Source organism: Shewanella sp. TB7-MNA-CIBAN-0143, assembly GCF_040310065.1.
In the GTDB taxonomy this organism is placed as follows: Bacteria; Pseudomonadota; Gammaproteobacteria; order Enterobacterales; family Shewanellaceae; genus Shewanella.
Map to the genome: position 1 here is coordinate 1 of NZ_JBEOPL010000008.1, position 21,271 is coordinate 21,271.

Sequence of the window (21,271 nt, forward strand, 5' to 3'; positions counted from 1 at the left end):
ATAAGAAGTCTGAAACAGAAACAAGAAATGCAGCTTAAAATTTAAGTAAAGAGTGCCAACTACCTTGAAAAACACCGAGTCTATGAGCCGTGGCAACCACCGTACTGCAGATGCTTTTTCGGCTTCTTAACTGTGTTATCCAACGGTTTAAATCATCTTGTTTTTTACTCGCATGGCTGACGACGGTTCTGGCGCCATGAATAAGCTGTTTTCGTAAATATCCGTTGCCACGTTTTGTAATACTGCCATTAACACTTCGATGGCCAGAGGCAAATTGCTTAGGGGTTAACCCCAGCCACACCCCCAGTTCTTTAGCAGTATTAAACGCCTGGCCTTTGCCAATTGATGCAACAAACGCTGATGCGATAATGGGGCCTATACCAGGAATACTTAATAAGATTTTGCCATTAGGGTCACGCTCGACAAGCTTTTTTATCAAGGTATTAATTCTGTCTAAACGTTTATTAACACTTTGATATTCATCCCAGAAGTCATTAGCCATCAGTTTAATAATAGGGCGTTGTGACGCATCGTTAATGATGTCCCACATAGCCACTTCAAATGCTTTATAGCCCTGGGCAAAGCAAATCCCAAAATCAACTAATACACCCCTAATTTGATTAGTACAGGCGGTTTTCTCCTTTACTAAACGTTCTCTGACTCGGTGTAACATCAATATTTCTTGCTGCTCTTCGGTTTTCACTGGCACGAAACGAATGTTTGGCCTAAAGCTGGCTTCAAAAATCGCCATTGTGTCATTGTTGTCATGTTTACTGCCTCGCACGAACGGGGTGACATGTTGGGCAGGAATGAGTTTAACGTTATGCCCCATAGCGAGAAACTTACGCCCCCAGTAATGGGATGAATAACAAGCCTCAAAGACCACATCGCAATGGGGTTGTTGCAACATAAACTCAATCAGTTGAGTGCGATTTAAACGTTTATTGAAGACTTGCTTTGCATGGCTATCCATTCCTAAAACTTGGAAAACATTTTTTGCCAAATCAATCGCAATAGTGGTAACTTTCATGGTGGACGCTCCTTAAGTAACTGTATGGTTCAACATCAGTTTGGCGCATTGACGCCGTATTAGGGAGCGTCCATCTCATCACCCATTCCAATTGGATAAATAATAAAGACTCAACTAGGCTTTAGTTACCTTTATCTCTAACAGGCAACCTAAGATGGCGAGACCAAGACAAACTATCGTTAGCTTAGACGATACGTCTTACTATCATTGTTGCTCACGAGTTGTGCGTAAGGCTTTTCTTTGCGGAATAGATAACTCGACAGGCGAGAACTTTGAACATCGACGAGAGTGGGTGGATTCACGTATTCTTGAGTTGGCGACCATTTTCGCCATTGATATTTGTGCTTATGCCGTCATGAGTAACCACTTGCATGTGGTGATAAAAGTCGATGCAGACAAAGCGAGGTACTGGTCAGATAAAGAAGTACTGATGCAGTGGCATAAAGGCTTTAAAGGCACATTGTTAACTCATAAGTATGTTAAAGAGGAAGATCTTAATCAGTTTGAGCGCCAAATAGTCGATGAATGCATTACAGCGTACCGTAAACGATTAGTTGATATCAGTTGGTTTATGCGGTCTCTCAGTGAGCCGATAGCTCGAATGGCCAACAAAGAAGATAAGTGTACAGGTCGCTTCTGGGAAGGTCGTTTTAAATCTCAAGCCTTATTAGATGAAGCGGCCGTATTAGCCTGTATGGCGTATGTCGATTTGAACCCAATTCGAGCCAAGATGGCTGCGACCCCAGAAACCTCAGATTACACCAGTATTCAGCGCCGAATAAACTCAGCAATAAAAGGCGAGCAACCTACAGAGTTATTACCTTTTGTGGGTAATGAACGTTTAGACATGCCTAATGGGCTAATGTTCAGCGTGAAAGACTAATAAAACATGGCCACCCATTCTAAAACATAATAAAACATGGCCACCCATTCTAATTGGATAAATAATAAAGACTCAACTAGGCTTTAGTTACCTTTATCTCTAACAGGTAACCTAAGATGGCCAGACCAAGACAAACTATCGTTAGCTTAGACGATACGCCTTACTATCATTGTTGCTCACGAGTTGTGCGTAAGGCTTTTCTTTGCGGAATAGATAACTCGACAGGCGAGAACTTTGAACATCGACGAGAGTGGGTGGATTCACGTATTCTTGAGTTGGCGACCATTTTCGCCATTGATATTTGTGCTTATGCCGTCATGAGTAACCACTTGCATGTGGTGATAAAAGTCGATGCAGACAAAGCGAGGCACTGGTCAGATAAAGAAGTACTGATGCAGTGGCATAAAGGCTTTAAAGGCACATTGTTAACTCATAAGTATGTTAAAGAGGAAGATCTTAATCAGTTTGAGCGCCAAATAGTCGATGAATGCATTACAGCGTACCGTAAACGATTAGTTGATATCAGTTGGTTTATGCGGTCTCTCAGTGAGCCGATAGCTCGAATGGCCAACAAAGAAGATAAGTGTACAGGTCGCTTCTGGGAAGGTCGTTTTAAATCCCAAGCCTTATTAGATGAAGCGGCCGTATTAGCCTGTATGGCGTATGTCGATTTGAACCCAATTCGAGCCAAGATGGCTGCGACCCCAGAAACCTCAGATTACACCAGTATTCAGCGCCGAATAAACTCAGCAATAAAAGGCGAGCAACCTACAGAGTTATTACCTTTTGTGGGTAATGAACGTTTAGACATGCCTAATGGGCTAATGTTCAGCGTGAAAGACTACATTGTACTCGTCGAAGATACAGGCCGGATTATTCGAGAAGATAAGCGTGGTGCTATCAGTGAAAGTAGCCAAGATATACTTAATCGATTAAACATCCCCGAAGAAAATTGGTTAAAAATCACCACAGAGTTTGGTGCGTTATTTAAAGGCGCTGTTGGTGCATTACCCGCATTAACTGAATATTGTGAGCATTTAGACCGAAAACGACGACAAGGTGCTGCAAATTGCCAGCGTTGGCTGTGCGCTTAAGTCTTAACTTCCACCCTAAATTACAATTCACTTTGAACTTGATTAACATCAAGTTTTTCAGCTGTGCTGAATTCTGCTGATGACGAATAAACCACTCATATAACGCTATGATTTAGACATATGGATTGAAGTTGGTGAGTTGATTGCATCGAGCTGAACTCTCTCCAAAGCAATGAAAACGAGATATGTTACTTATTCAAATGATGGGTGGCATTTTTTATGCTGGCATTTTTTATGATGTTATGGGTGGCATTTTTTATGATGTTGTTGTTTTGTTTTGATGTTGTTTTGATGAGGTATCATTCTTTATAAAATCTAGTGTAGGCGATGTAGCTTAAATAGCATCTGGCATAGTGATGATGGAGGGAAGTCATCGCTTCATTATTAAGACAGGCATTCAAAAATTAGAACCAATTGGTTACTGGTATGGTGTTGCTATCCTGACGCATGGGGGAGTTCAAAACACAACAATATCGATTAGCCTACACTGATATGTTCGGTAATACCGTTTCAGCTCGTATCTTTAAATGAATTCCTTTGCTATATTTTATTGTAAGTAAAGTAGCGCTTTGATTTATTTCTGGAGGGGGTATGGCGAGATCACTTGTACTGTTTATTGTCTTTAGTCTAATACCCATATTTTCAGTCTATGGAAAAGAATTGAAACTTGCTGTGGTACCTAAATTTAATAGTGTTTTTTTTGAGCAAAGTAAAGCTGGTTGTATAGATGCCGCCGCTCAAATAAAAGGCGTGGAATGCATATATCGAGGACCAGATATAAGTAATGTTAGGATGCAAGATCAGGTAATAAATCAATTGATTGATGAAGGTGTCGATGGTATCGCGGTAGCCGTTACACAGTCTAAATATCTCGTTAACAATAGCCTGAAGAGAGCTAAAGAAGCAGGCATACCGATTATTACCTATGACTCTGATTTTGATGCTTCAATCAACGAAGACCCTAATAATATACGTCTAGCCTATATAGGCACTGATAATTTTGAATTGGGTAAATCATTAGGTGAAGAGTTAAAAAAACTTCGGCCCAATGGGGGAACGCTAATAATGCAATCTGGGCGACCAGATTCTCCCAATCTGAATTTAAGACTTATGGGTGTTCGTTCCGCATTATCGGGGAAAAAATACGATACACCTCCTGGCGAATTGCTTAATAACGACTCGGGCTGGACTGAAGTTAGAGAACCTTTTTTTAATTTTGATCAGCTGGATCAATCTGTTAATCAAATGGAGTCTGTAATGAAAGGTAAACCTGTAAAAGCAGATTCCTTTATTACTGTTGGTGGTTGGGCACAAAATGATCAAGCACTTTACCGTAAAATGATTGCCCCGTACCAGGCAAAAATTAATAACAACAAGGTCATCATTATTATTACTGATACATCTTCTGAACAATTAACTATGTTGGAAGATCAACTTGCTCATATCAATATTGGTCAAAACCCATATGAAATGGGAAGACAAGCCATTTTGACACTTTATAAGATTGTAACAGAACAAAAATATGAGAAAACAATTTACACTCCTATCACAGTTTGCACACCAGAGAATGTTGATACCTGTAACAAGAGTGCGGGATTGTAATCATATTTAATGTCGCCTGAAATAGAATTAACATAAAATTAACATGGCCACCCAAAGTTGTCGTCTAAACAATTAGCAATTAACAATGAAAAACGCTTTAATTACCCTTTGAAAAGGGTAATTAAAGATGGCCAGGCCAAGACAAACCATTGTTAGCTTAAATGACACGCCTTTTCCCTGTATATAGAAAGTTGCCACTGTTGCTCGCGTTTAGTACGTAATGCTTTTCTTTGCGGGATTGATAACTCGACAGGTGAGAGCGTTGAGCATCGCCGAGAATAGGGTTATTCACATATTTTTATACTGATTTTCTGCTTATTAAGCACGCTATTTGTTAGACCAAAATTTTGATAGCAAGATTAGTTGTAAATAATGTGTGTTGCTGATAATAATCGATCTCACATATGAAAGGTGGTTCAATTACACTCCAATCTTATAAAACGCCTGAATGGAAGAATGAGTATGCCACACCAAGATCAGAGCCTTACCATTAAAATGGCGGCTCCTTTTTGTATATTATTAATAGTGATATTACTGACACAGGTTGTTGGTGTGTATGTCAGTAATAACTTTTTAGCTTCTGGAGGGGTTAAAGGTTATTGGATTATAAGTCGATTAATCTTTCCATTTGTTCTCGTTTTATTGCTGGCCATACCGTTAAAACAATTGTACTTCTCTAAACCAACAATTAATCGTGAAAACCTGCTACTTATGGCTGTGTTTTTGGGTCTTTTGCTTTGTTTATTCGTTTATCTACAATTTTTTGCCGCAGATTATTTATCTCATTATCGTCATGGCAGTTCTTTAGAGGGGCTAAGAGAGGCAGGGAAGTTTCAACGTTTTTTAATTTTTACCGTATCGACTATCATTGGCTGGGAGGTGCTTCACCGAGGATTTTTATTGGGTGGTGGCCAATATTGTTTAACTCAGCATTACAAAATCAACCCGACGGCGGCGGCTGTGATAATGACCGTTATTGTCTGCATCTTTGAAGTATTATTCCACATAAAAAAACCGATTTACGAAGCTATAGGTATGATTTTTGCCTCGCCATTATTGTCTTATTTAACCATTAAGACGCGCAGTTTATGGCCAGCATTAACGTTTCATTTATTGATTGAGTTAGCATTTGGCTTTTCCGCTTTCTATTATTCGGTCTATTAATTACTGCATTTATAAACTTGGCCAAAATCTAAAATCACTATGGACACCCAAGAGTGTTGATGGACACTGGCATACTATTTGATATCGGACAGAATTGGTTTGTGTAGCGAAGCTGTTTTTAGATCGTAGCAAGTCAGTGATAGCAAGTGATAGTGAATAAAATGAATCTTTTGCGGCATTACCAAATTCTGTAGTGATTAATCACTATGCCAAAACACATCTTCTAAGTATAACCTAGAAAAGTAAGCTTACATGCCATACACGCGCATCTAATTTGTTTTATGGCTCTTTACTGTAAGTATGGCATTTGTGCAAATCAAGAAAGGTAACGTAAATGCACATCGCTATTGGATGATAATAAACTACTCTTTAACTTGTTCAGCCATTACCCTTAGATTGTATCTACCATCATTTCCGTGGTTATTTAATGTAGACTTTATAACGTCTTATATTGCAATTTCTTGGGTTGCCTGGGTTCCAAATGTATTAGTAGCACAATTATATTTACTAAAAACCAAACGTGTTAATTATGCCGTTCAACGTCCTATTGATAATACATTAAGTACATAGAGCAAAGTGTAAACCGCTCCTAAACCCAACCAATAAGCGAGAAATGGATTGATTAATTTGGTTAATCCGCTTGGTTAACCACTCGCGCCCCTTGGGGCACTTATTGCAAGTCGGACGTTAGAAACTTATGACGCAAAATAGTGCTATTAAAATTGCCTTTTGGCGAGGCGTGCTAATTGCTCCGCTTGCGGTACTGCCTGCAACACTTATTTGGGCTTTAATTGCCTTGGTTAATCAATTTACTGTTCAAAACTTAATTGATGCGATTTTTAATGTAATATTTATCAGTTTGTGGGGCATTTGCGTTGCTTATGTTATTACCGCGACATATGGCAGCTTAGTTTGGTATGCGCTTTGGCGTTATAACGTGCTGTCGTTGGGCTCATTATTATTAGCTGTTGTTATTCCTTGTGCGATAACGGCGATCATTACGACCGATATTTTGTTTTCGTTAATGGTCACATATTATTCATTAGCCGTGGTATTTTCGTTTTGGTTTGTTGGTATTCGAAATATTAAAGAGTGATAACGGCATCGTATTTTTTCAGTTGTGGGACGATGTGAAATTAATATCAAAATCGTACATCTGTTTTACGCCTTATGGCAGATAAAAGGAGTTTATTTTGCGCTTGATTCATTGGATTTACTTAACAATTGTTATAGTTGCAACTTTTTCGGCAAGTTCATCTGCCACAGTTGCAGTTGAGATATTGCCTATGCGCGACAGAGCTGAGTTTATTGACAGCATACTGGCTAAGCGGGTCGAGCTATTATTACCCAAGTTGATGAATGAACATAAGCTCGATATGTGGGTAATCATTAGTCGTGAATACAATGAAGACCCTGTTATTAAAACGCTATTACCTGCTACATGGATATCTGCTCGCCGCACAACAATACTGGTATTTGCTCGTAAAGGTGACGGCAGTGTTGATGCTTATGCAATCGCGCCTTATAACGTTGGTAATGTTTTCGAAAAAGCGTGGGATAAATCAAAACAACCCAATCAATGGTTGGCTCTTAATGAGTTAATTGAAAGCTATCAACCCAATACCATAGGTGTTAATCAATCGAAACATTGGGCTCACGCCGATGGACTAGTCGCAACAGATAAAGAAAATCTGTTAGCGCATTTACCCGAAAAATATAAAACAAAAATAGTTTCAGCTGAACCCGTCGCCGTAGGATGGTTGGAGCAACGAATACCTGAAGAAATTGCCGTTTATAAAGATATCGTAAAATTGGCTCATGCAATCATTGCTGAAGCATTTTCTAACCAAGTCATTATCCCTGGGGAAACAACGACTGATGATGTGGTTTGGTGGCTACGAGAGCGTATCGTTGAGCTCAAGTTACAAACTTGGTTTCATCCAAGTGTATCAATTCAGCGTAGTGATGATGTTGCCTTAGCGCGCGAGTCGAGTGTTACCCATGACAATGATAAGCAAATTATTTTACCGGGCGATCTACTGCATGTTGATTTTGGCATAACCTATTTACGTTTAAATACGGATACGCAGCAGCATGCTTATGTACTCAAGCCAGGCGAAAGCGAAGCACCACAATATTTACAACAGGCGCTGTTATCAGGCAATAAACTACAAGATGTATTTACCGGACAATTTGCTGAAGGTCTTACTGGTAACCAAGTATTAAAACGCTCTCGTGAACGTGCAATTTCACAAGGATTAACGCCCACAATTTATACTCACCCGCTGGGTTATCATGGCCATGCCGCAGGTACGACACTGGGAATGTGGGATTCGCAAGACGGGGTTCCTGGTGATGGTGACTACCCATTACACCTCAATACGGCCTATTCAATTGAGCTTAACAATGCCGTTTATATTGAGCCGTGGAAAAAAGAAATCAGAATTATGCTAGAAGAAGATGCCATTTTTGACGGACCGGGAGTGTGGTATTTAAATGGCAGACAAACAGCTTTTTTACTGATTAAATCTCAGTCTCGCTAAGCTTTATAGATTAAAACTTGTTTGGGAAAAATAGTTATTCTTTTATACCACAATGGTGCGCGAGTGTTGGGGGGCAAAGCCTCCTGTTAGGTGTATTCAACGAACCAAGTTACTCATTCTTTAGGTTCTATTTCGTTCCACATTTTAGTACGTTATGATTCATCGCTTAAAACAGCGTAAAGCAAACAAGGAAGTTGTATATGTCAGGAAGCAAAGTCTACTCACCCGTTCAAGCTAGTCTAGGCGCATTTTTAGGAGGGCCAATAGCTTCAGTTTTTTTCATAAAACAGAACTTTGTCGTCTTGAATGATGATGAAGCCGTTAAAAAAACGAATCGCTATGGTGCTTTGGTTATTACTTTTTTCATCTCAATTTTGCCTTTTTTGCCAGAAAACTTTCCAAATATGATCATTCCTATAATCACGATTATTTCTACGAGACTGTTAGTTGAAAAGTTTCAATTTACAAAAGAAGTCATCTCCAATAACGATGATTTAGATTTTCATTCTAACTGGCGAGTACTTTTTGTCAGCTTGATAAGTCTGGTTGTTTTTATGATTATTGGCGTTAGCCTGCTGTTGGCGTTAGATTTTTTTGGTGTTGAAAGTCTGCTGTAAACTTCACGACTTCACGACTTCACGTCTTTACTATGGGTAATTTTTTGAAAATGAAGTCAGCTTTCAAAGATAGTGATGTCAGGTTTTATTTTTTTAATAAAAACGAAAAATTGAGCAAATGAACTTAATCTACGCTATTTCGAACTAGCATGATTTAATTTTGGTCAAACATTAACAAGGAACTCAGTTGAGAAAAATCATTTATATCTTAGGATTGATATCCGTATTTTCAGTGCAAGGTGCCAGTTTTGATTGCTCGCTGGCCAGAAGCGCGATAGAAAAGAACATATGTGCTAACCCTGATATTTCAAAGGCAGATGAGGCGTTAGCAACGCTTTATAGCAATATTAAAAGCCAAGCTAAATATGTTAATGATTTAATTAATGGTCAGCGTGCTTGGTTAACACAACGAAATGCATGTGAGACTGATGTTTGTATTTTAGATAAATACCAATCTAGAGCGTTGGCGTTAAATGCTTGGCCTGAAACAGAGGCTAAAAAAGATAAAGCGCTAGAAAACTGTACCGATCGTCCCGAGTGTTGGCCAGAAGGCAGCGCTATGCATACTGGTTTGACATTAGTTAACAGTTTGAACAAGGCATCTGCTCAATTGAAAATAAAGCATGATGAGCTCATCGCTCTGTTGTCTGATGCCCCTAATTATTATGGTGAAAAACAGCCTGACTCTCGTGTTATCTCGGCTTTAACCGCACAGCAACTGTCCTTGAGTACTTATAGATCTGACGAATGTGAATTAATTGGTTCGCTGACCGGAGCGGGTGGCTCATGGCCATCGACTTATGCTAATCGTTGTGAGGTCAATTTGACTGAAGAACGTTTGCGCCGCGTTAATTCATCTATTAAGTGTATTAACAAAATACCTTTAGAAGATCGTTGGATGGAACAGTCTCGTTGTTTACAGCAACTTGCACCGTTAGCCAATAAAGTGTAGATAATTAACGTAAACTAGGGCTGCTAAGTACCTATTAAACAAGTTATTAGCTTCCTTAGTTATTTGGCCTGCATTTCTCGTTATAGGATGTCATTATTTAAAGGTAACTTTGCCTCCCACCATTTTAAAGGCTGGTGCGCCTCTCACTAAGGTATCTCTGGCAAATATCTGGCTGCATTCAGGGCATGTGCAAGGAACCTTGGTGTTGTCTTCGACAATACGCTCCTTAAAGCATTTGATTAAGGCGCCTTTACCTCCCTTACGATACTTAAACAATGGTGCTTTACACTTAGCGCAGAAAACATCGACGGTGCGCGAAGGACCTTTCTTGTTGGGTTGGGCCATGTATCGTTTACTCTAAAGTCTGTAAAGTGCTTTAGCCTATTGTAATGAAAAGTGCCGGGTTAGGCTAAAGTTAGCGATGCCTTTTATCATCCGGCCCTCTTGCTATTGGTATACGCTGTTATCCGTTAATGTTACTGACCAAGAAAGAGCTTAAGACTCTTTTAATGCTTATCTTTATGACTGGCTGTTTAATATTAATCAGCCTATTGGCACTCAAAAGTGCTTGGAGTGCCAACCATATGAAGATCGTGATTAAGGTTAAATTGACGAAACTGCTAATATAGATACATATAGAGTCATATAAAACAGCAAATAGACGATGGCTGTTAGATTAGGCTGTAATCATAATCGTAAATTAACACCCAATGCTTGCAGATGTTAGCCATGGTTTATATTGAGCTTTCGGAATGCAAATGTTAATTATTACAGAGGATTTACCTTTGAGTTTTTATGAAAACAACATTCTTCCACACATTATAAATTGTGCTTGTTCTTCAAGTGTCATCATGGAGCTTAGGCAGAAAGTTGTGCCTTTAGCTTATGGCAATGTTTTAGAGATTGGTATGGGCTCTGCTGTTAATATGGTTTTGTATAATCCTATGAACGTTAATATGATATGGGGCCTTGAACCTTCTCCTGGGATGCGTAAAAAAGCGCGGAAAAATTTAGCGAAATCGCCTATTCAGGTTGAATGGCTAAGTCTCCCTAGTGAACAGATTCCTTTAGATGATCAATGTGTTGACTCAGTTGTGTTAACTTATACTCTTTGCACTATTGCTGATTGGCGTGCCGCTATGCAGCAAATACATAGAGTGTTGAAGCCTGATGGTAAAATATTTTTCTGTGAGCATGGAGAAGCACCTGACGATTCAATTAAAAAATGGCAACATCGTTTAAATCGCTTATGGGGTAACGCTTTTGGTGGCTGTAATTTGAATAGACCTATGATTGACAATATACAAAGCAGCGGCTTTAGTATCGATTGGTTTGAAAGTGATTATATAAAGGGAGTGCCAAAGTTTGCATCGTATATTAGCTGTGGTGTGGCGACTAAAAAGACCTAACAAGAGAGTGGGGATATAAGGTGGTTTAAACTGGTCACTTTAATTTCAGTACTTAGTTTTGTTATCCTAGTCGAGGTGATGAGCATAATGATCTAGATTAAGATAATAGGCGGGAACTGGGCAGTGCTATTTTGGTCTAGAATTTAGTCGTTTTTATTTCGTGTCATTGAGGTGAATTAGTCGTTTTAATCGTTAATCTCTCTTGATTAGATAACCGAATTTGAATCCCATCGACTGTGGTAATCCGCTGAGCTTCAATATCTTTTTTACGCACCTTGTAACTGTTTGTCATCGCTTCAATAGGTTATGTAATTGTAACTTCAACGACGGTATTATCGTCATACCAACTCCAGCCCCAATAGCCTGCAGAGGCTAACATCGACACCGCAATCATAGTGTAAATAATTACTCGACTAAGAAGGGGTGATTTTTGTGCATCTGCCATATCTGCGATGCGATTAACTTTATGCCCTCGTCCACGGCGCAAGTAGACAATAGCGCCAAGGATTACCAATATTGTCACTAGAATTTTTGTTAGCACGTCATCTTCCACCAATTAATAATTAACCACAATTATACAGTTTATTGAATAATTTAACGTTATCTAGCACACATCAATCGTGCTAATTAATATTGATTACTCAGTTGTAAATATAGCCGCATAGGGACACTTCCGACGAGGATAATATCGTGATCGTTTATTAAGCTGTGATGACCACTCTAAATGACAATAGCTTAAGTCTTCAATTCTTACTATGCCTCACAGCCTAGGATGAAAGCTGCAATGGTAACAAATAACCCGTCAAAAAATGGGTTTAATTTACTTGCCTGACGAGGAACATCGATGCATTAAAGTGAGTTGATTCACCAGCAAGACTCATACAATACTCCTTAAAAAGAGTTGTAATGTCACAACAACATTAGCGAGTTAGATAGGTTATCTAATGGTACGAAAAAACATTCCCGCTCTTGTCTTGGTAACTGCAAGTAATGAGTTAATTAAAAGAGTCGACCAAATCAACTCATTATTAAGCGGATGATTGATACCGCTAATAATGAGAACTTGGCAATATTTTTATATACGGATTAATTCATCTATTTTCCTGTTGTAAGGAGGATTGATTTAACCAATGTATGCTGGTAAGTTATTAAAAATATTAATAATTAAACACGTGTTACTATTGCGCAGTTAAATGTGTTCCGGGTATTTACCGAAACTCTGACTCTTTTCACAAATACGCTGTCATAGATAAACTTATTAACTCAACGGAGTGATAGATGAAGTTGTTCAAATTGGCTTTAATTTTTGTAGCGGCCATATATTTATCTGGATGCGCATCTGGTGCAAAAATGAAAAATATGACGTTTCAGGGTGAACAAAAATCCTACTTTGATGTATTAAATGACAACATAGAGTTATCAAATGTCTCTGGTGGTCAAAAAACAAATCCACTGTGGACATCAGAAATTAGCAGTGAAGCCTTTTCTGGTGCTGTCAGGGGAAGCCTGCAAGCACAGGGATTATTGTCTGATGATGGTCGATATAAACTGGTTGTGAATATGCTTAAAGTGGATCAACCTATTTTTGGGTTAGATTTTGAAGTTACTACTCATGTTCAATATTTACTGACCGATTCGGCAACCCAATCCATTGTGTTTGACGAAACCATCATTGCACCGCACACAGCAACATTTAAGGATGCCTTTGTTGCGGTAAAAAGGCTTAGATTAGCCAATGAAGGTGCTGGAAGAAAAAACATTGAAGCACTACTTGATAAATTATCTGCGTTACAGATAGATAAGAATGAGGTATCACTAGTAGAGTAAAAAATGCATGGCCTCAAGCTTATTGCTTAGTCTGCTGTAAATTTTAGCTGACTTATTCGGTAGGCTTTTGTTTACTAGGCTCGCAGTTATTTTTTAAAGTGTTAGATTGATATAAGCATCCCCCAAATCACCTAGCCAGAAATTAGTCGAGTAATAGCTATCTAATTTCTAGTTTGGTTATATTTTGTTATTACCAGTTGGATACAATCCCCCATATTATTCTGAAACAACTATTGATGGTTATTTTTATTTTCATGAGTAACTTTTACATAGTAAAAAGTAATAATTTGTAAAAACTACAAAATAATTATATTAAAATATTTCATTTTTTATCATAAAATATAAATGTTATATTTATCAGTTGTTTATTTTTTTGTTGCTTCGGTTTAAATGTGGCATGCCTTTCGCTTTATTAAAATAGAGTCGCTAATATTTAGGCATGTTTTTTTATTAATGTTATATAAATTGACCCAATCTATTTATCGTAATAGTGTGTTAATTGGACAGTTTTTATTGCCCCTATTTATTTCAGCGTAATATCACTCTATAAATTTTGTATTTAAGGAGATTAGAAATGGCTACAACAAAGGCAAAAAATCAAGATCCACAACAGAAAATTGAAGATGCTTATCACTTAGCTGAAGAAGCGACTTCAGAGGCTGTTCATTCCTTGAAAGATAAAGCGAAAGAATCATTGGGTGAAGGCACTGAAAAAGTTAAATCGGCAACAGCTCAAACTGAAAATCTTATTAAGGAACACCCTTTATTAAGTGTCGGGTGTGCTTTTTTAGCGGGATGGGCGATTTCGAAACTTATAAAATAGCAAAGCGGCCGGAGGGGTTTTATTATGGAAAACACTGAGAAAGTGCACAGTAAAGATAAAATCTCCGATGGCTCGCAGACCGATCCTCACGTTAACTCAGATGAGGTGGACGTAAACTCCGATGACGTAAACGTTGAAGAAATTAAAGATATTTTTAATAAGGCATCGAAATTAGCTCAAGAGGTTGGACAGTGGTCAGAGTCTACAGTCCAACTTTTCTTTATGGAAATATTACGAAATGTTGCCGCAGCAAAACAGTTTCTTGTTTGCCAGCTTTTATTTATTCCATTGTTAGTTCTCTTTATCTTCAGTTTATGTGTTTGCTCCGGGATTGTGATCTACAGCCTCACTGACAGCATATTTATTGGCTTAGGGGTATTTCTACTCACAATGATGTTGGTTTTAGTTGGCTTGCTGTATTGGCAAAAACGGCTTATTCGTTTTTTTGGCTTCAAAGACACTGTCTCCCAATTAAAGGAGGGTATCGATGTCATCTCTAAAGCATCTAAATCATTCGATTAAGTTAACACGTATGCAGGGGAAAGACTCTGTTAGGCAGTGCGAGTTAACGCTTAATTTATTACTCCATTCTGTTAAAAAGCAGACTCGAAAGCATCCTTTTGGGGTCACAGTTGGTGTCACCATCGCCACGATTGTCTTTGCTCGGTATAGGAAAAGTATTAAATCTCTTTATCCTATTGCTTCTCTAAGCTTTAATTATGCGAAACAACATCGCAATTCAAAACCTCAAGAATAAAAACCAATCAATCATGATGATTGCCATTTTCTTGCCCATTATATGATCGAGTCAATACTTTGAACTGTTGTGAGTCTGGATAACTTTCAGTGTGACCCATCGCAAATATTTCAAAGATGTTAATTATTTACTGATTAAAGTCGTGAGTCATCACATACAAATAATGCTGATTGTTTAATAATCAGCTTAATTATTTAACTCAATGACGTTTAATATATCAACATGACCACAAAAGATATCATCGATGAAGAAGTCACTTATCCGTCGGATTATATGATCCTTTCAACAACCGATTTAGACAGTGTTATTACTCATGTTAACGATGACTTTATGACGGTCAGTGGTTATAAAGAAGATGAGCTAATTAATAAACCCCACAATATAGTACGCCACCCAGATATGCCTAAAGCTGCATTTAGTGACCTATGGGACACCATAAAGCAAGGGAAAAGCTGGATGGGATTGGTGAAGAATCGCTGCAAGAATGGTCAGTATTATTGGGTTAACGCTTATGTGACCCCGATTAAACGTAACGGTATTATTTGCGAGTATCAGTCGGTAAGAACTCAGCCTGAAGCAGAGCTGACTGAACGTGCTCAAGCCTGTTACGATGCAATTAATGCTGGTAAAGCTGCTAAGCCTAAGCTTGGTGCCAATATTATTACCAAACTTTTTTTGGCTTGGTTGCTATCTGTTGGGTTGTTGATGTCCTTGCCTTACTCAAGTGGTTTTTTCACCGTCGTCGCATTTATTGTTGCCATTATCTGTTTTTGTCGGCCGCTTTATGTTCTTAAACAGCGTTTTAGTAACATATTGATATTAAGTGAAACAATACATAATAATCCACTAAATCAATTTGTTTATACAGGTTATACCGATGAGCTTTCTCACATCGAATTAAGTCTACGGATGCAAAAAGCTGAAACGCTGGCGGTGGTTGGACGTATAAAAGAAAGTGGTGAGGAATTACAGCAAGGTTTAGAAGAGCATCAACAACAAAATCAAGCCAATCAAAATCAGTTGGTTACGCAATCACAAAACCTTGAGCAAGTTGTCACAGCCATCGGCCAAATGAGCTCGTCTGTTACTGATATAGCTAAAAATACGACAAATTCAACCACAGAAATTCATCACTTAGTTGAACAAATAGAGTCAACTAAGGTGGCATTAGCCAGCAGTCAAATCGCGACTACGGAAATTAATAACTTATTGGAAGAATCTCGTATTGCTATTTCTTCGCTGAATAAGCAATGTCAAAATGTAAACCAAGTTGTCGAGGTGATCGAGAGTATTGCACAGCAAACAAACTTGCTTTCGCTCAATGCCGCCATTGAAGCCGCTAGGGCTGGAGAGGCTGGTAGAGGGTTTGCTGTGGTCGCGGATGAAGTGCGTAACTTGGCCAGTCGCTCGGCAACTTCTGCTCATGAAATACACGCTATTATAAATTCACTTAGTCGCACAACTGCAGAAGCCGTTGCACAGATGGAACAAAGCCATTTGTTAATAGATAAGAGTATTGATTCTAGTCAAATACTCGAGAAAAGCCTGGTCTCGGTTAGTGAAGTGATGAGTATTATCGAAAGTAATGGCGAGCAGATTTCAGTGGCGGCAGAAGAGCAAGCTGCTGTTGTTAATCAAATTTATAACAACGCGATGATACTACAAGATGGCATTAATCAATTTGAACAAAATTGTCATAATGCAGCAATACATAGCCAAGAAATTAGTGGTCAGGGTATACGTCAAACAGAGTTGGTAAATCAATTTAATTAGATTGTAATATCACAAATTGTGAGGTGATGACTTCGGTATAATTGAGGTAATTTTACTTTGTTGACTCTGCTGAGCATCTTGCTGCCAAAACAAATTAACCAACTTACCAACTTACCAACTAACTAACCAACTAACCCAGGGTGAGGTTGTGAACGTTTTTTATACAGATTAAGTATGTTTTTAGAACTATATTTGTTCAGTACGTTATCACTTCATGAATGATTGGAAGTGATTCAGTATCGAAATTATTTATAGTGTTCAAAAAACGCACACTCATGCGGTTACCCTGCCAACTAACCAACTAAACAACCCACCCACTAACCAATCAATCAACAACATCAATACACTGTACATCGCGAATGTGCATATCAATGGCTTAAATAAGTGCTGTTTATCAACTGTGTTAGCTTGTGTGCTACAGCCTTCTTTGTATGCCGTTATCGTATTCTTTTGCCGAGTATCGCTTTGGGTGTATGGTTTTTTCTTTGATGGTTAATAAAGATTAAAGCTAGATATTATATTTAAATCAGCTGGTTAAGTGGTTTGTAATGGTCGGTGTCCGAATAAGCAATGAGTACTAAACAGGCGTAGTGGACGTAAGCCATAGTTTAATTAATACAAGTGACATCGGCATGAGAAGTGTCTACTAGACTAGCGGCCAGCACAAAAACGGCAATAATAGTGTCAATAATGTTTCAACTAAAAATGATGATTTGTGTAAATAAGGCATTTTTTATAATACGATGACTTTTAGCTTGTTATTTAGGCTTTATGTTTTAGTATAATCCGTTGCACTTATCAATTAGGGAGAACGTAATAAATGGAATTTATAAATGAAATAGTCGCAAATGAGAATTATACTTTTTTAGTGGTGTTAGTTATTGGGGGGCTGACTCTTTGGTTTCTTCCTGCTATTTTGGCATTATTTTTTAATCGAAAACACTTTAAATATATTCTGTTAGCGTGTATCCCTGCAGGGTTTTCTTTTATTGCGTGGGGCGGCGTTATAGTGTGGGCTACCACGGGTAAAGTTATTGGTAAATACGCTAATAAAGTTAACGCTGAAAGTTAACTTCTATCAATAATATACACTCACCATAAACCATAAAAATCATTATATGCACTTATTTTTCGCTCACTTTGTGATGCTTTTAAGTGCCGGTTTTTGGCGTCAGTTTTCGGTATAAAATGCAAAAGGATATTACATGAAATACTTATCAATTGTCATCATCGCACTCTTACTTGGTTGTTCTTAAAAAGATTTTAGTGCTCAGGTTAACGATTAGTTCATCGAGAAAGTTATTGGTGGCGAATACTCACGTAATGGCGCTCAATGCAAAACCATAAAAAATCAATGTCCTGAAGGACAATACGAAGAGTGGATTCAAAAGAGCGGTGAAAAAGCGTGTGCGTGCAATAGCTTGTAGCATTCAATTGCTTTGAGTAAGGGGTAAAAACTAAAAAACTTGATAATAGTTAGCATAATACTGGCGATTTTTATCGATAGTTAAGCTGGTTATTAACTGTGTTGGAAATCCTTTGTTTCATGTTAATTATCAACGGATAACGTTAGTTATATCTGGATATACAGGGAAGTAATACGATGAAAAAAATGATAACGGTTGTGACATTATTGGTGTTAGGTGTGTGTTTGAATGTTCAAGCGAATGACAGATATAAGCCTACATCTAATTTGTCATTGTTACGTTCATTAGACCGTGGCTATATGATTATTGGCACTACACATACAAACGATGTTAATGATCTTCAACTTGTCGATATAGAACGCCTTTTTAACGAGCTTAATCCCACTTTAGTGTTGTTAGAAGGTGGTTATTGGCCTGATAAAATGTCTAAAGCTGAAGCGATTAAGTGCTGTGGTGAAATGGGGTTTTTACAGTTTTTAGCTAAGCAGCATCATGTCAAAGTAACAACTTGGGAAGGCGATAGCCTAAGTGAAGCTAAATTTGTGTTAGAGAAGTTTGATGATGAAAGCCTAAAGGTATTTTATTTATTAAGACAAGCACCACAGTTGCTCAGTAATGTTAGTCTTGCCGACGCGAAAAGTAAGATGTCTAATCTGCTCGGACAATCTGGTTTTCCTGCAACAGAATATCACCTAAATGTTAAGCCAGATTCAATTGCTGAGTTAGACATTATGTTATCAACCATGGTGGGGAAATCTGCATCGTGGGTTGAGTTTTCATCGGCAACTATTTTTGACCAACAACTCAGCACCTCTGAATTTACGACGCTTAAAGCGATTAAAGATCGTGTAAATGAGTTTAGGGATAATAGCGCCATTAACAAGGTGAAAGCCGCGATCGATAATAATGAACGAGTCATGTTTGTGGCTGGTGGGCTTCATTTTATGCCTGTCATGAATGCACTCATGCAATAGCTTAGTGCTCATAGCTGTTTATTCATTTATATTTTATTGATAAAGATAGATTGGCCATGTGTGGCATCTTAGGTCCTAGTCAGGAATCATCATAAGGAAAGGGCTTTGGGTATCTTATTTGCGGTATTAGCGGCTTATTTATCATTGACTAGGATAGTGATGCCAGATGTTGATATGACCATGCCAATCCAGTAACTCATTTTACGGCGTTGACTCTTTTGCGAATCGCTTCTGTTAATTGTTTTTTGACTTGGTCTTCGCCACAAAATGTTGCAAATCCTAGTCCCCATCCATGAGGATTCACTTGAGTTGCCAATTCAACCACCCGGTAACAATAATCGCCCTGTTTTACGATTCTGTTAGGGTCTAGCCTATGGTTAAAGGTATGCGGTTGGCTGATATCAATTTCTGCTGCTAACTCTATAAAATCAAGGTTAGGGTCCATTTCACTCATAGTGCCAGTGGGTTTGTTTTGTAATGCAGTTTGAGAACCTACGAGTGTGTCTAATGCTGCAATATTATTTTGCTGTATAAAATGGCTAGTGGCTTGTTGTATTGACGCTAATGATGGCGCGGACTTGTTGATGTCAGTGGTCATTTTTGGTTTTATTTGGCTCGGAAGTACATTATTTTTTTTGGTTATTACATGTGGTTGTATGTTGTTGGGCTTATTGTTTGATGGCATCACGTTATCGAGAGTGTTGTTGTCTTCATCTAAGGAGATTGGTGTCTCTTTCGCGTTTATAGACGTCGATTGGCTAACATCAACATTCGTATCAATAATGGGCGGAAAATTCTTTATGAGTCGGGCACTTTCTAGGTCATGAAGCTTGGGTGATAAACTTGTTTGGGTTATTGATTGGTATTGCGCCGAAGTCATGAGATAGCTTTTTATTGCGGTGGGCGAAGGCTTAACCACTAAAGCTGACACTCGTTGCGTCGTGTCTTGGTACCAAAACGCAATCAACACATAAATCAATAAAACATGGATGATGAATGCCGTGAGTACAGGCTTAAGCCAATATGCTTCTTTAGAGGAGTGTGTTGAAGATCGAGAGTGATGTGGCTCCCAGCCAACCGTTATTACTTCCATTTATATCAATCACTTTATCGCAGTATTATCAGTCCTTTTTTGATTGTTAACAGAAGGTAAAGTTCATAAATTGATGTGGATAAATTTATCTTGCTTGAGCAAAAGACATCATCCTTGTTAATTGGTCTATTTTATCGAAAGAAAATCACACTATTATGCAATATTTATTCAGTTAACAGCCTGCTATTATTAAATAGTTATTTTTCATCACCGAGGTTTTCATGAAAGTATTACAGCGTTTTAGCGCTTTGCCCGCAATGGACGGTGATGGTGTAAACATTAATCGTATTGCCGACTTTGATAAGCTTCGTTTTGATCCATATTTAATGATCGATGAGATTAAGTCTGATGATGAACAAGATTTTATTGGTGGTTTTCCGCCGCATCCACATAGAGGTGTAGAAACCTTTACTTATATTCGTAAAGGCGGCTTTGAACATCGCGATCAAATGGGCAATGTTAAACCTATTCGTGCCGGAGATGTGCAGTGGATGAGTACTGGCAGTGGCGTGCTGCATTCTGAAATGCCATTAGCAGATGCCAAAGAAGGGCTGCATGGGTTTCAAATTTGGATCAATATGCCAGCAAAACACAAAATGCGTCCGCCTATTTATCAAGACAGCAGCAAACAGACTAATCCCCGTATAAATAACGAACACGGCGCAACGCTTGTTGCCTTGGCGGGGAGTTGGGGTTTTAATCATGAGCCACATAAGATTACTTCAACTCTTCAGGGGTTAGCTGGCCATGGGGCAATTGCTGATTTAACGTTAACTGAATATGGTCACTGCACGCTGAATCTTGCAGAGCACCAAACGGTGTGCGCTTATGTGTATCAAGGCGAGCTTAACTATATTGATGCACAAGGTTTGCGAGAAACTGCAGGAGCAGGGCAGTTTTTAGTTTTAAATGCGCTTGAAGTCTGTCATTTTCAAACCGAGGCCACAGGTGCTGGGTTGTTAATATTAGCGGGCAAGCCGATTAACGAAAAAATTGTCCACATGGGGCCGTTTGTGATGAATACCCAGGCTGAGATAGAGCAAGCTGTTCGTGATTATCAGCAAGGCCACTTTGGCCAAATTACCTAGCATTACCCTCAAAATAAGCTGAATTATTGATAAATATTTGTCAGCGAACTGCGAATAAAATTGCTACAATAGCTGACATCTGGCTTAGGTTTGTTTTAAGACCTTTGCTCACACCAATCTTATTTATTATCTGTTCCTTCTGGCAAGATAAATCGTTCGCAAATAGCGGTAAGCATTTTTCATATAACATCATTGTATATGCTAATTTTGTTCCG

General features: G+C 38.4%; 19 protein-coding genes and 2 pseudogenes. 17 read left to right on the forward strand and 4 right to left on the reverse strand.

Annotated features, from left to right (window positions below; genetic code table 11):
* Nucleotides 1–34: 34 nt before the first annotated feature.
* A complete protein-coding gene (locus AAEY97_RS08175) occupies nt 35–1,030 on the reverse strand; it encodes an IS110 family RNA-guided transposase (protein ID WP_502959440.1) in 996 nt (331 codons plus the stop codon).
* A 154-nt stretch (nt 1,031–1,184) separates the two neighbouring features.
* On the opposite strand from AAEY97_RS08175, the pseudogene AAEY97_RS08180 reads away from it, so the two are divergent.
* The 9 genes and pseudogenes from AAEY97_RS08180 to AAEY97_RS08220 form a co-directional block, all read left to right on the forward strand.
* Nucleotides 1,185–1,910, forward strand: a pseudogene (locus tag AAEY97_RS08180) (transposase); the annotation flags it as partial.
* A 119-nt stretch (nt 1,911–2,029) separates the two neighbouring features.
* Nucleotides 2,030–3,007: a transposase gene (locus AAEY97_RS08185; RefSeq protein WP_350998007.1), complete on the forward strand. Its 978-nt coding sequence runs from the start codon at nt 2,030–2,032 to the stop codon at nt 3,005–3,007.
* A gap of 591 nt (nt 3,008–3,598) precedes the next feature.
* Nucleotides 3,599–4,609, forward strand: coding sequence for a substrate-binding domain-containing protein (locus AAEY97_RS08190; protein WP_192115468.1), 1,011 nt, complete (start codon nt 3,599–3,601; stop codon nt 4,607–4,609).
* 462 nt (nt 4,610–5,071) lie between these two features.
* Complete coding sequence (locus tag AAEY97_RS08195; protein ID WP_350998010.1) at nt 5,072–5,773, forward strand: CPBP family glutamic-type intramembrane protease; 702 nt, start codon at nt 5,072–5,074, stop codon at nt 5,771–5,773.
* 288 nt (nt 5,774–6,061) lie between these two features.
* Nucleotides 6,062–6,343: pseudogene (locus tag AAEY97_RS08200) on the forward strand (DUF2306 domain-containing protein); the annotation flags it as partial.
* A gap of 127 nt (nt 6,344–6,470) precedes the next feature.
* Nucleotides 6,471–6,869: a hypothetical protein gene (locus AAEY97_RS08205; protein WP_101086114.1), complete on the forward strand. Its 399-nt coding sequence runs from the start codon at nt 6,471–6,473 to the stop codon at nt 6,867–6,869.
* A gap of 97 nt (nt 6,870–6,966) precedes the next feature.
* Nucleotides 6,967–8,316, forward strand: coding sequence for a M24 family metallopeptidase (locus AAEY97_RS08210; protein WP_502959375.1), 1,350 nt, complete (start codon nt 6,967–6,969; stop codon nt 8,314–8,316).
* A gap of 200 nt (nt 8,317–8,516) precedes the next feature.
* Complete coding sequence (locus AAEY97_RS08215; protein WP_101086113.1) at nt 8,517–8,933, forward strand: hypothetical protein; 417 nt, start codon at nt 8,517–8,519, stop codon at nt 8,931–8,933.
* A 187-nt stretch (nt 8,934–9,120) separates the two neighbouring features.
* Nucleotides 9,121–9,885, forward strand: a complete 765-nt coding sequence (locus tag AAEY97_RS08220; RefSeq protein ID WP_350998013.1) for a lysozyme inhibitor LprI family protein — start codon at nt 9,121–9,123, stop codon at nt 9,883–9,885.
* A gap of 93 nt (nt 9,886–9,978) precedes the next feature.
* Here AAEY97_RS08220 and AAEY97_RS08225 read toward each other — a convergent pair whose 3' ends face one another.
* A complete protein-coding gene (locus AAEY97_RS08225; RefSeq protein WP_101086111.1) occupies nt 9,979–10,230 on the reverse strand; it encodes a hypothetical protein in 252 nt (83 codons plus the stop codon).
* 413 nt (nt 10,231–10,643) lie between these two features.
* On the opposite strand from AAEY97_RS08225, the gene AAEY97_RS08230 reads away from it, so the two are divergent.
* Nucleotides 10,644–11,294: a class I SAM-dependent methyltransferase gene (locus tag AAEY97_RS08230; RefSeq protein ID WP_242445107.1), complete on the forward strand. Its 651-nt coding sequence runs from the start codon at nt 10,644–10,646 to the stop codon at nt 11,292–11,294.
* Between the two features lie 304 nt (nt 11,295–11,598).
* Here the strand turns inward: AAEY97_RS08230 and AAEY97_RS08235 are convergent, their stop codons facing one another.
* Nucleotides 11,599–11,835 carry a hypothetical protein gene (locus AAEY97_RS08235; protein WP_350998016.1) on the reverse strand — a complete coding sequence of 79 codons (237 nt, stop codon included), beginning with the start codon at nt 11,833–11,835 and terminating at the stop codon, nt 11,599–11,601.
* A gap of 737 nt (nt 11,836–12,572) precedes the next feature.
* Here AAEY97_RS08235 and AAEY97_RS08240 point away from each other — a divergent pair.
* The 6 genes from AAEY97_RS08240 to AAEY97_RS08265 all read left to right on the forward strand — a co-directional run bounded on the left by AAEY97_RS08240 (nt 12,573) and on the right by AAEY97_RS08265 (nt 18,875).
* Nucleotides 12,573–13,121, forward strand: a complete 549-nt coding sequence (locus AAEY97_RS08240; protein ID WP_174839625.1) for a hypothetical protein — start codon at nt 12,573–12,575, stop codon at nt 13,119–13,121.
* Nucleotides 13,122–13,695: 574 nt separating this feature from the next.
* Complete coding sequence (locus AAEY97_RS08245; RefSeq protein ID WP_101086109.1) at nt 13,696–13,944, forward strand: hypothetical protein; 249 nt, start codon at nt 13,696–13,698, stop codon at nt 13,942–13,944.
* A 24-nt stretch (nt 13,945–13,968) separates the two neighbouring features.
* A complete protein-coding gene (locus AAEY97_RS08250) occupies nt 13,969–14,466 on the forward strand; it encodes a hypothetical protein (protein WP_101086108.1) in 498 nt (165 codons plus the stop codon).
* A gap of 457 nt (nt 14,467–14,923) precedes the next feature.
* Entirely contained in the window at nt 14,924–16,474 is a 1,551-nt protein-coding gene (locus AAEY97_RS08255) for a methyl-accepting chemotaxis protein (protein ID WP_101086106.1), read from the forward strand.
* 820 nt (nt 16,475–17,294) lie between these two features.
* Nucleotides 17,295–17,546: a superinfection immunity protein gene (locus AAEY97_RS08260; protein ID WP_101086105.1), complete on the forward strand. Its 252-nt coding sequence runs from the start codon at nt 17,295–17,297 to the stop codon at nt 17,544–17,546.
* A 531-nt stretch (nt 17,547–18,077) separates the two neighbouring features.
* Nucleotides 18,078–18,875, forward strand: coding sequence for a hypothetical protein (locus AAEY97_RS08265; RefSeq protein WP_101086104.1), 798 nt, complete (start codon nt 18,078–18,080; stop codon nt 18,873–18,875).
* 196 nt (nt 18,876–19,071) lie between these two features.
* On the opposite strand, the gene AAEY97_RS08270 is transcribed toward AAEY97_RS08265, so the two are convergent.
* The gene (locus AAEY97_RS08270; protein ID WP_101086103.1) at nt 19,072–19,968 is read right to left on the reverse strand and encodes a hypothetical protein; all 897 of its coding nucleotides are present in this window, start codon (nt 19,966–19,968) and stop codon (nt 19,072–19,074) included.
* Between the two features lie 221 nt (nt 19,969–20,189).
* Here AAEY97_RS08270 and AAEY97_RS08275 point away from each other — a divergent pair, with 221 nt between their 5' ends.
* Nucleotides 20,190–21,056, forward strand: coding sequence for a pirin family protein (locus AAEY97_RS08275; protein ID WP_101086102.1), 867 nt, complete (start codon nt 20,190–20,192; stop codon nt 21,054–21,056).
* Nucleotides 21,057–21,271: the final 215 nt, after the last annotated feature.

Bases quoted from the DNA above. Each gene is read 5' to 3' on its own strand.
- AAEY97_RS08190 (WP_192115468.1), top strand. From the start codon at position 3,599: ATGGCGAGATCACTTGTACTGTTTATTGTCTTTAGTCTAATACCCATA.
- AAEY97_RS08265 (WP_101086104.1), top strand. From the start codon at position 18,078: ATGAAAAAAATGATAACGGTTGTGACATTATTGGTGTTAGGTGTGTGT.
- AAEY97_RS08275 (WP_101086102.1), top strand. From the start codon at position 20,190: ATGAAAGTATTACAGCGTTTTAGCGCTTTGCCCGCAATGGACGGTGAT.
- AAEY97_RS08270 (WP_101086103.1), bottom strand. From the start codon at position 19,968: ATGGAAGTAATAACGGTTGGCTGGGAGCCACATCACTCTCGATCTTCA.
- AAEY97_RS08225 (WP_101086111.1), bottom strand. From the start codon at position 10,230: ATGGCCCAACCCAACAAGAAAGGTCCTTCGCGCACCGTCGATGTTTTC.
- AAEY97_RS08175 (WP_502959440.1), bottom strand. From the start codon at position 1,030: ATGAAAGTTACCACTATTGCGATTGATTTGGCAAAAAATGTTTTCCAA.
- AAEY97_RS08195 (WP_350998010.1), top strand. From the start codon at position 5,072: ATGCCACACCAAGATCAGAGCCTTACCATTAAAATGGCGGCTCCTTTT.
- AAEY97_RS08185 (WP_350998007.1), top strand. From the start codon at position 2,030: ATGGCCAGACCAAGACAAACTATCGTTAGCTTAGACGATACGCCTTAC.
- AAEY97_RS08230 (WP_242445107.1), top strand. From the start codon at position 10,644: ATGTTAATTATTACAGAGGATTTACCTTTGAGTTTTTATGAAAACAAC.
- AAEY97_RS08240 (WP_174839625.1), top strand. From the start codon at position 12,573: ATGAAGTTGTTCAAATTGGCTTTAATTTTTGTAGCGGCCATATATTTA.
- AAEY97_RS08255 (WP_101086106.1), top strand. From the start codon at position 14,924: ATGACCACAAAAGATATCATCGATGAAGAAGTCACTTATCCGTCGGAT.
- AAEY97_RS08260 (WP_101086105.1), top strand. From the start codon at position 17,295: ATGGAATTTATAAATGAAATAGTCGCAAATGAGAATTATACTTTTTTA.
- AAEY97_RS08215 (WP_101086113.1), top strand. From the start codon at position 8,517: ATGTCAGGAAGCAAAGTCTACTCACCCGTTCAAGCTAGTCTAGGCGCA.
- AAEY97_RS08245 (WP_101086109.1), top strand. From the start codon at position 13,696: ATGGCTACAACAAAGGCAAAAAATCAAGATCCACAACAGAAAATTGAA.
- AAEY97_RS08205 (WP_101086114.1), top strand. From the start codon at position 6,471: ATGACGCAAAATAGTGCTATTAAAATTGCCTTTTGGCGAGGCGTGCTA.
- AAEY97_RS08250 (WP_101086108.1), top strand. From the start codon at position 13,969: ATGGAAAACACTGAGAAAGTGCACAGTAAAGATAAAATCTCCGATGGC.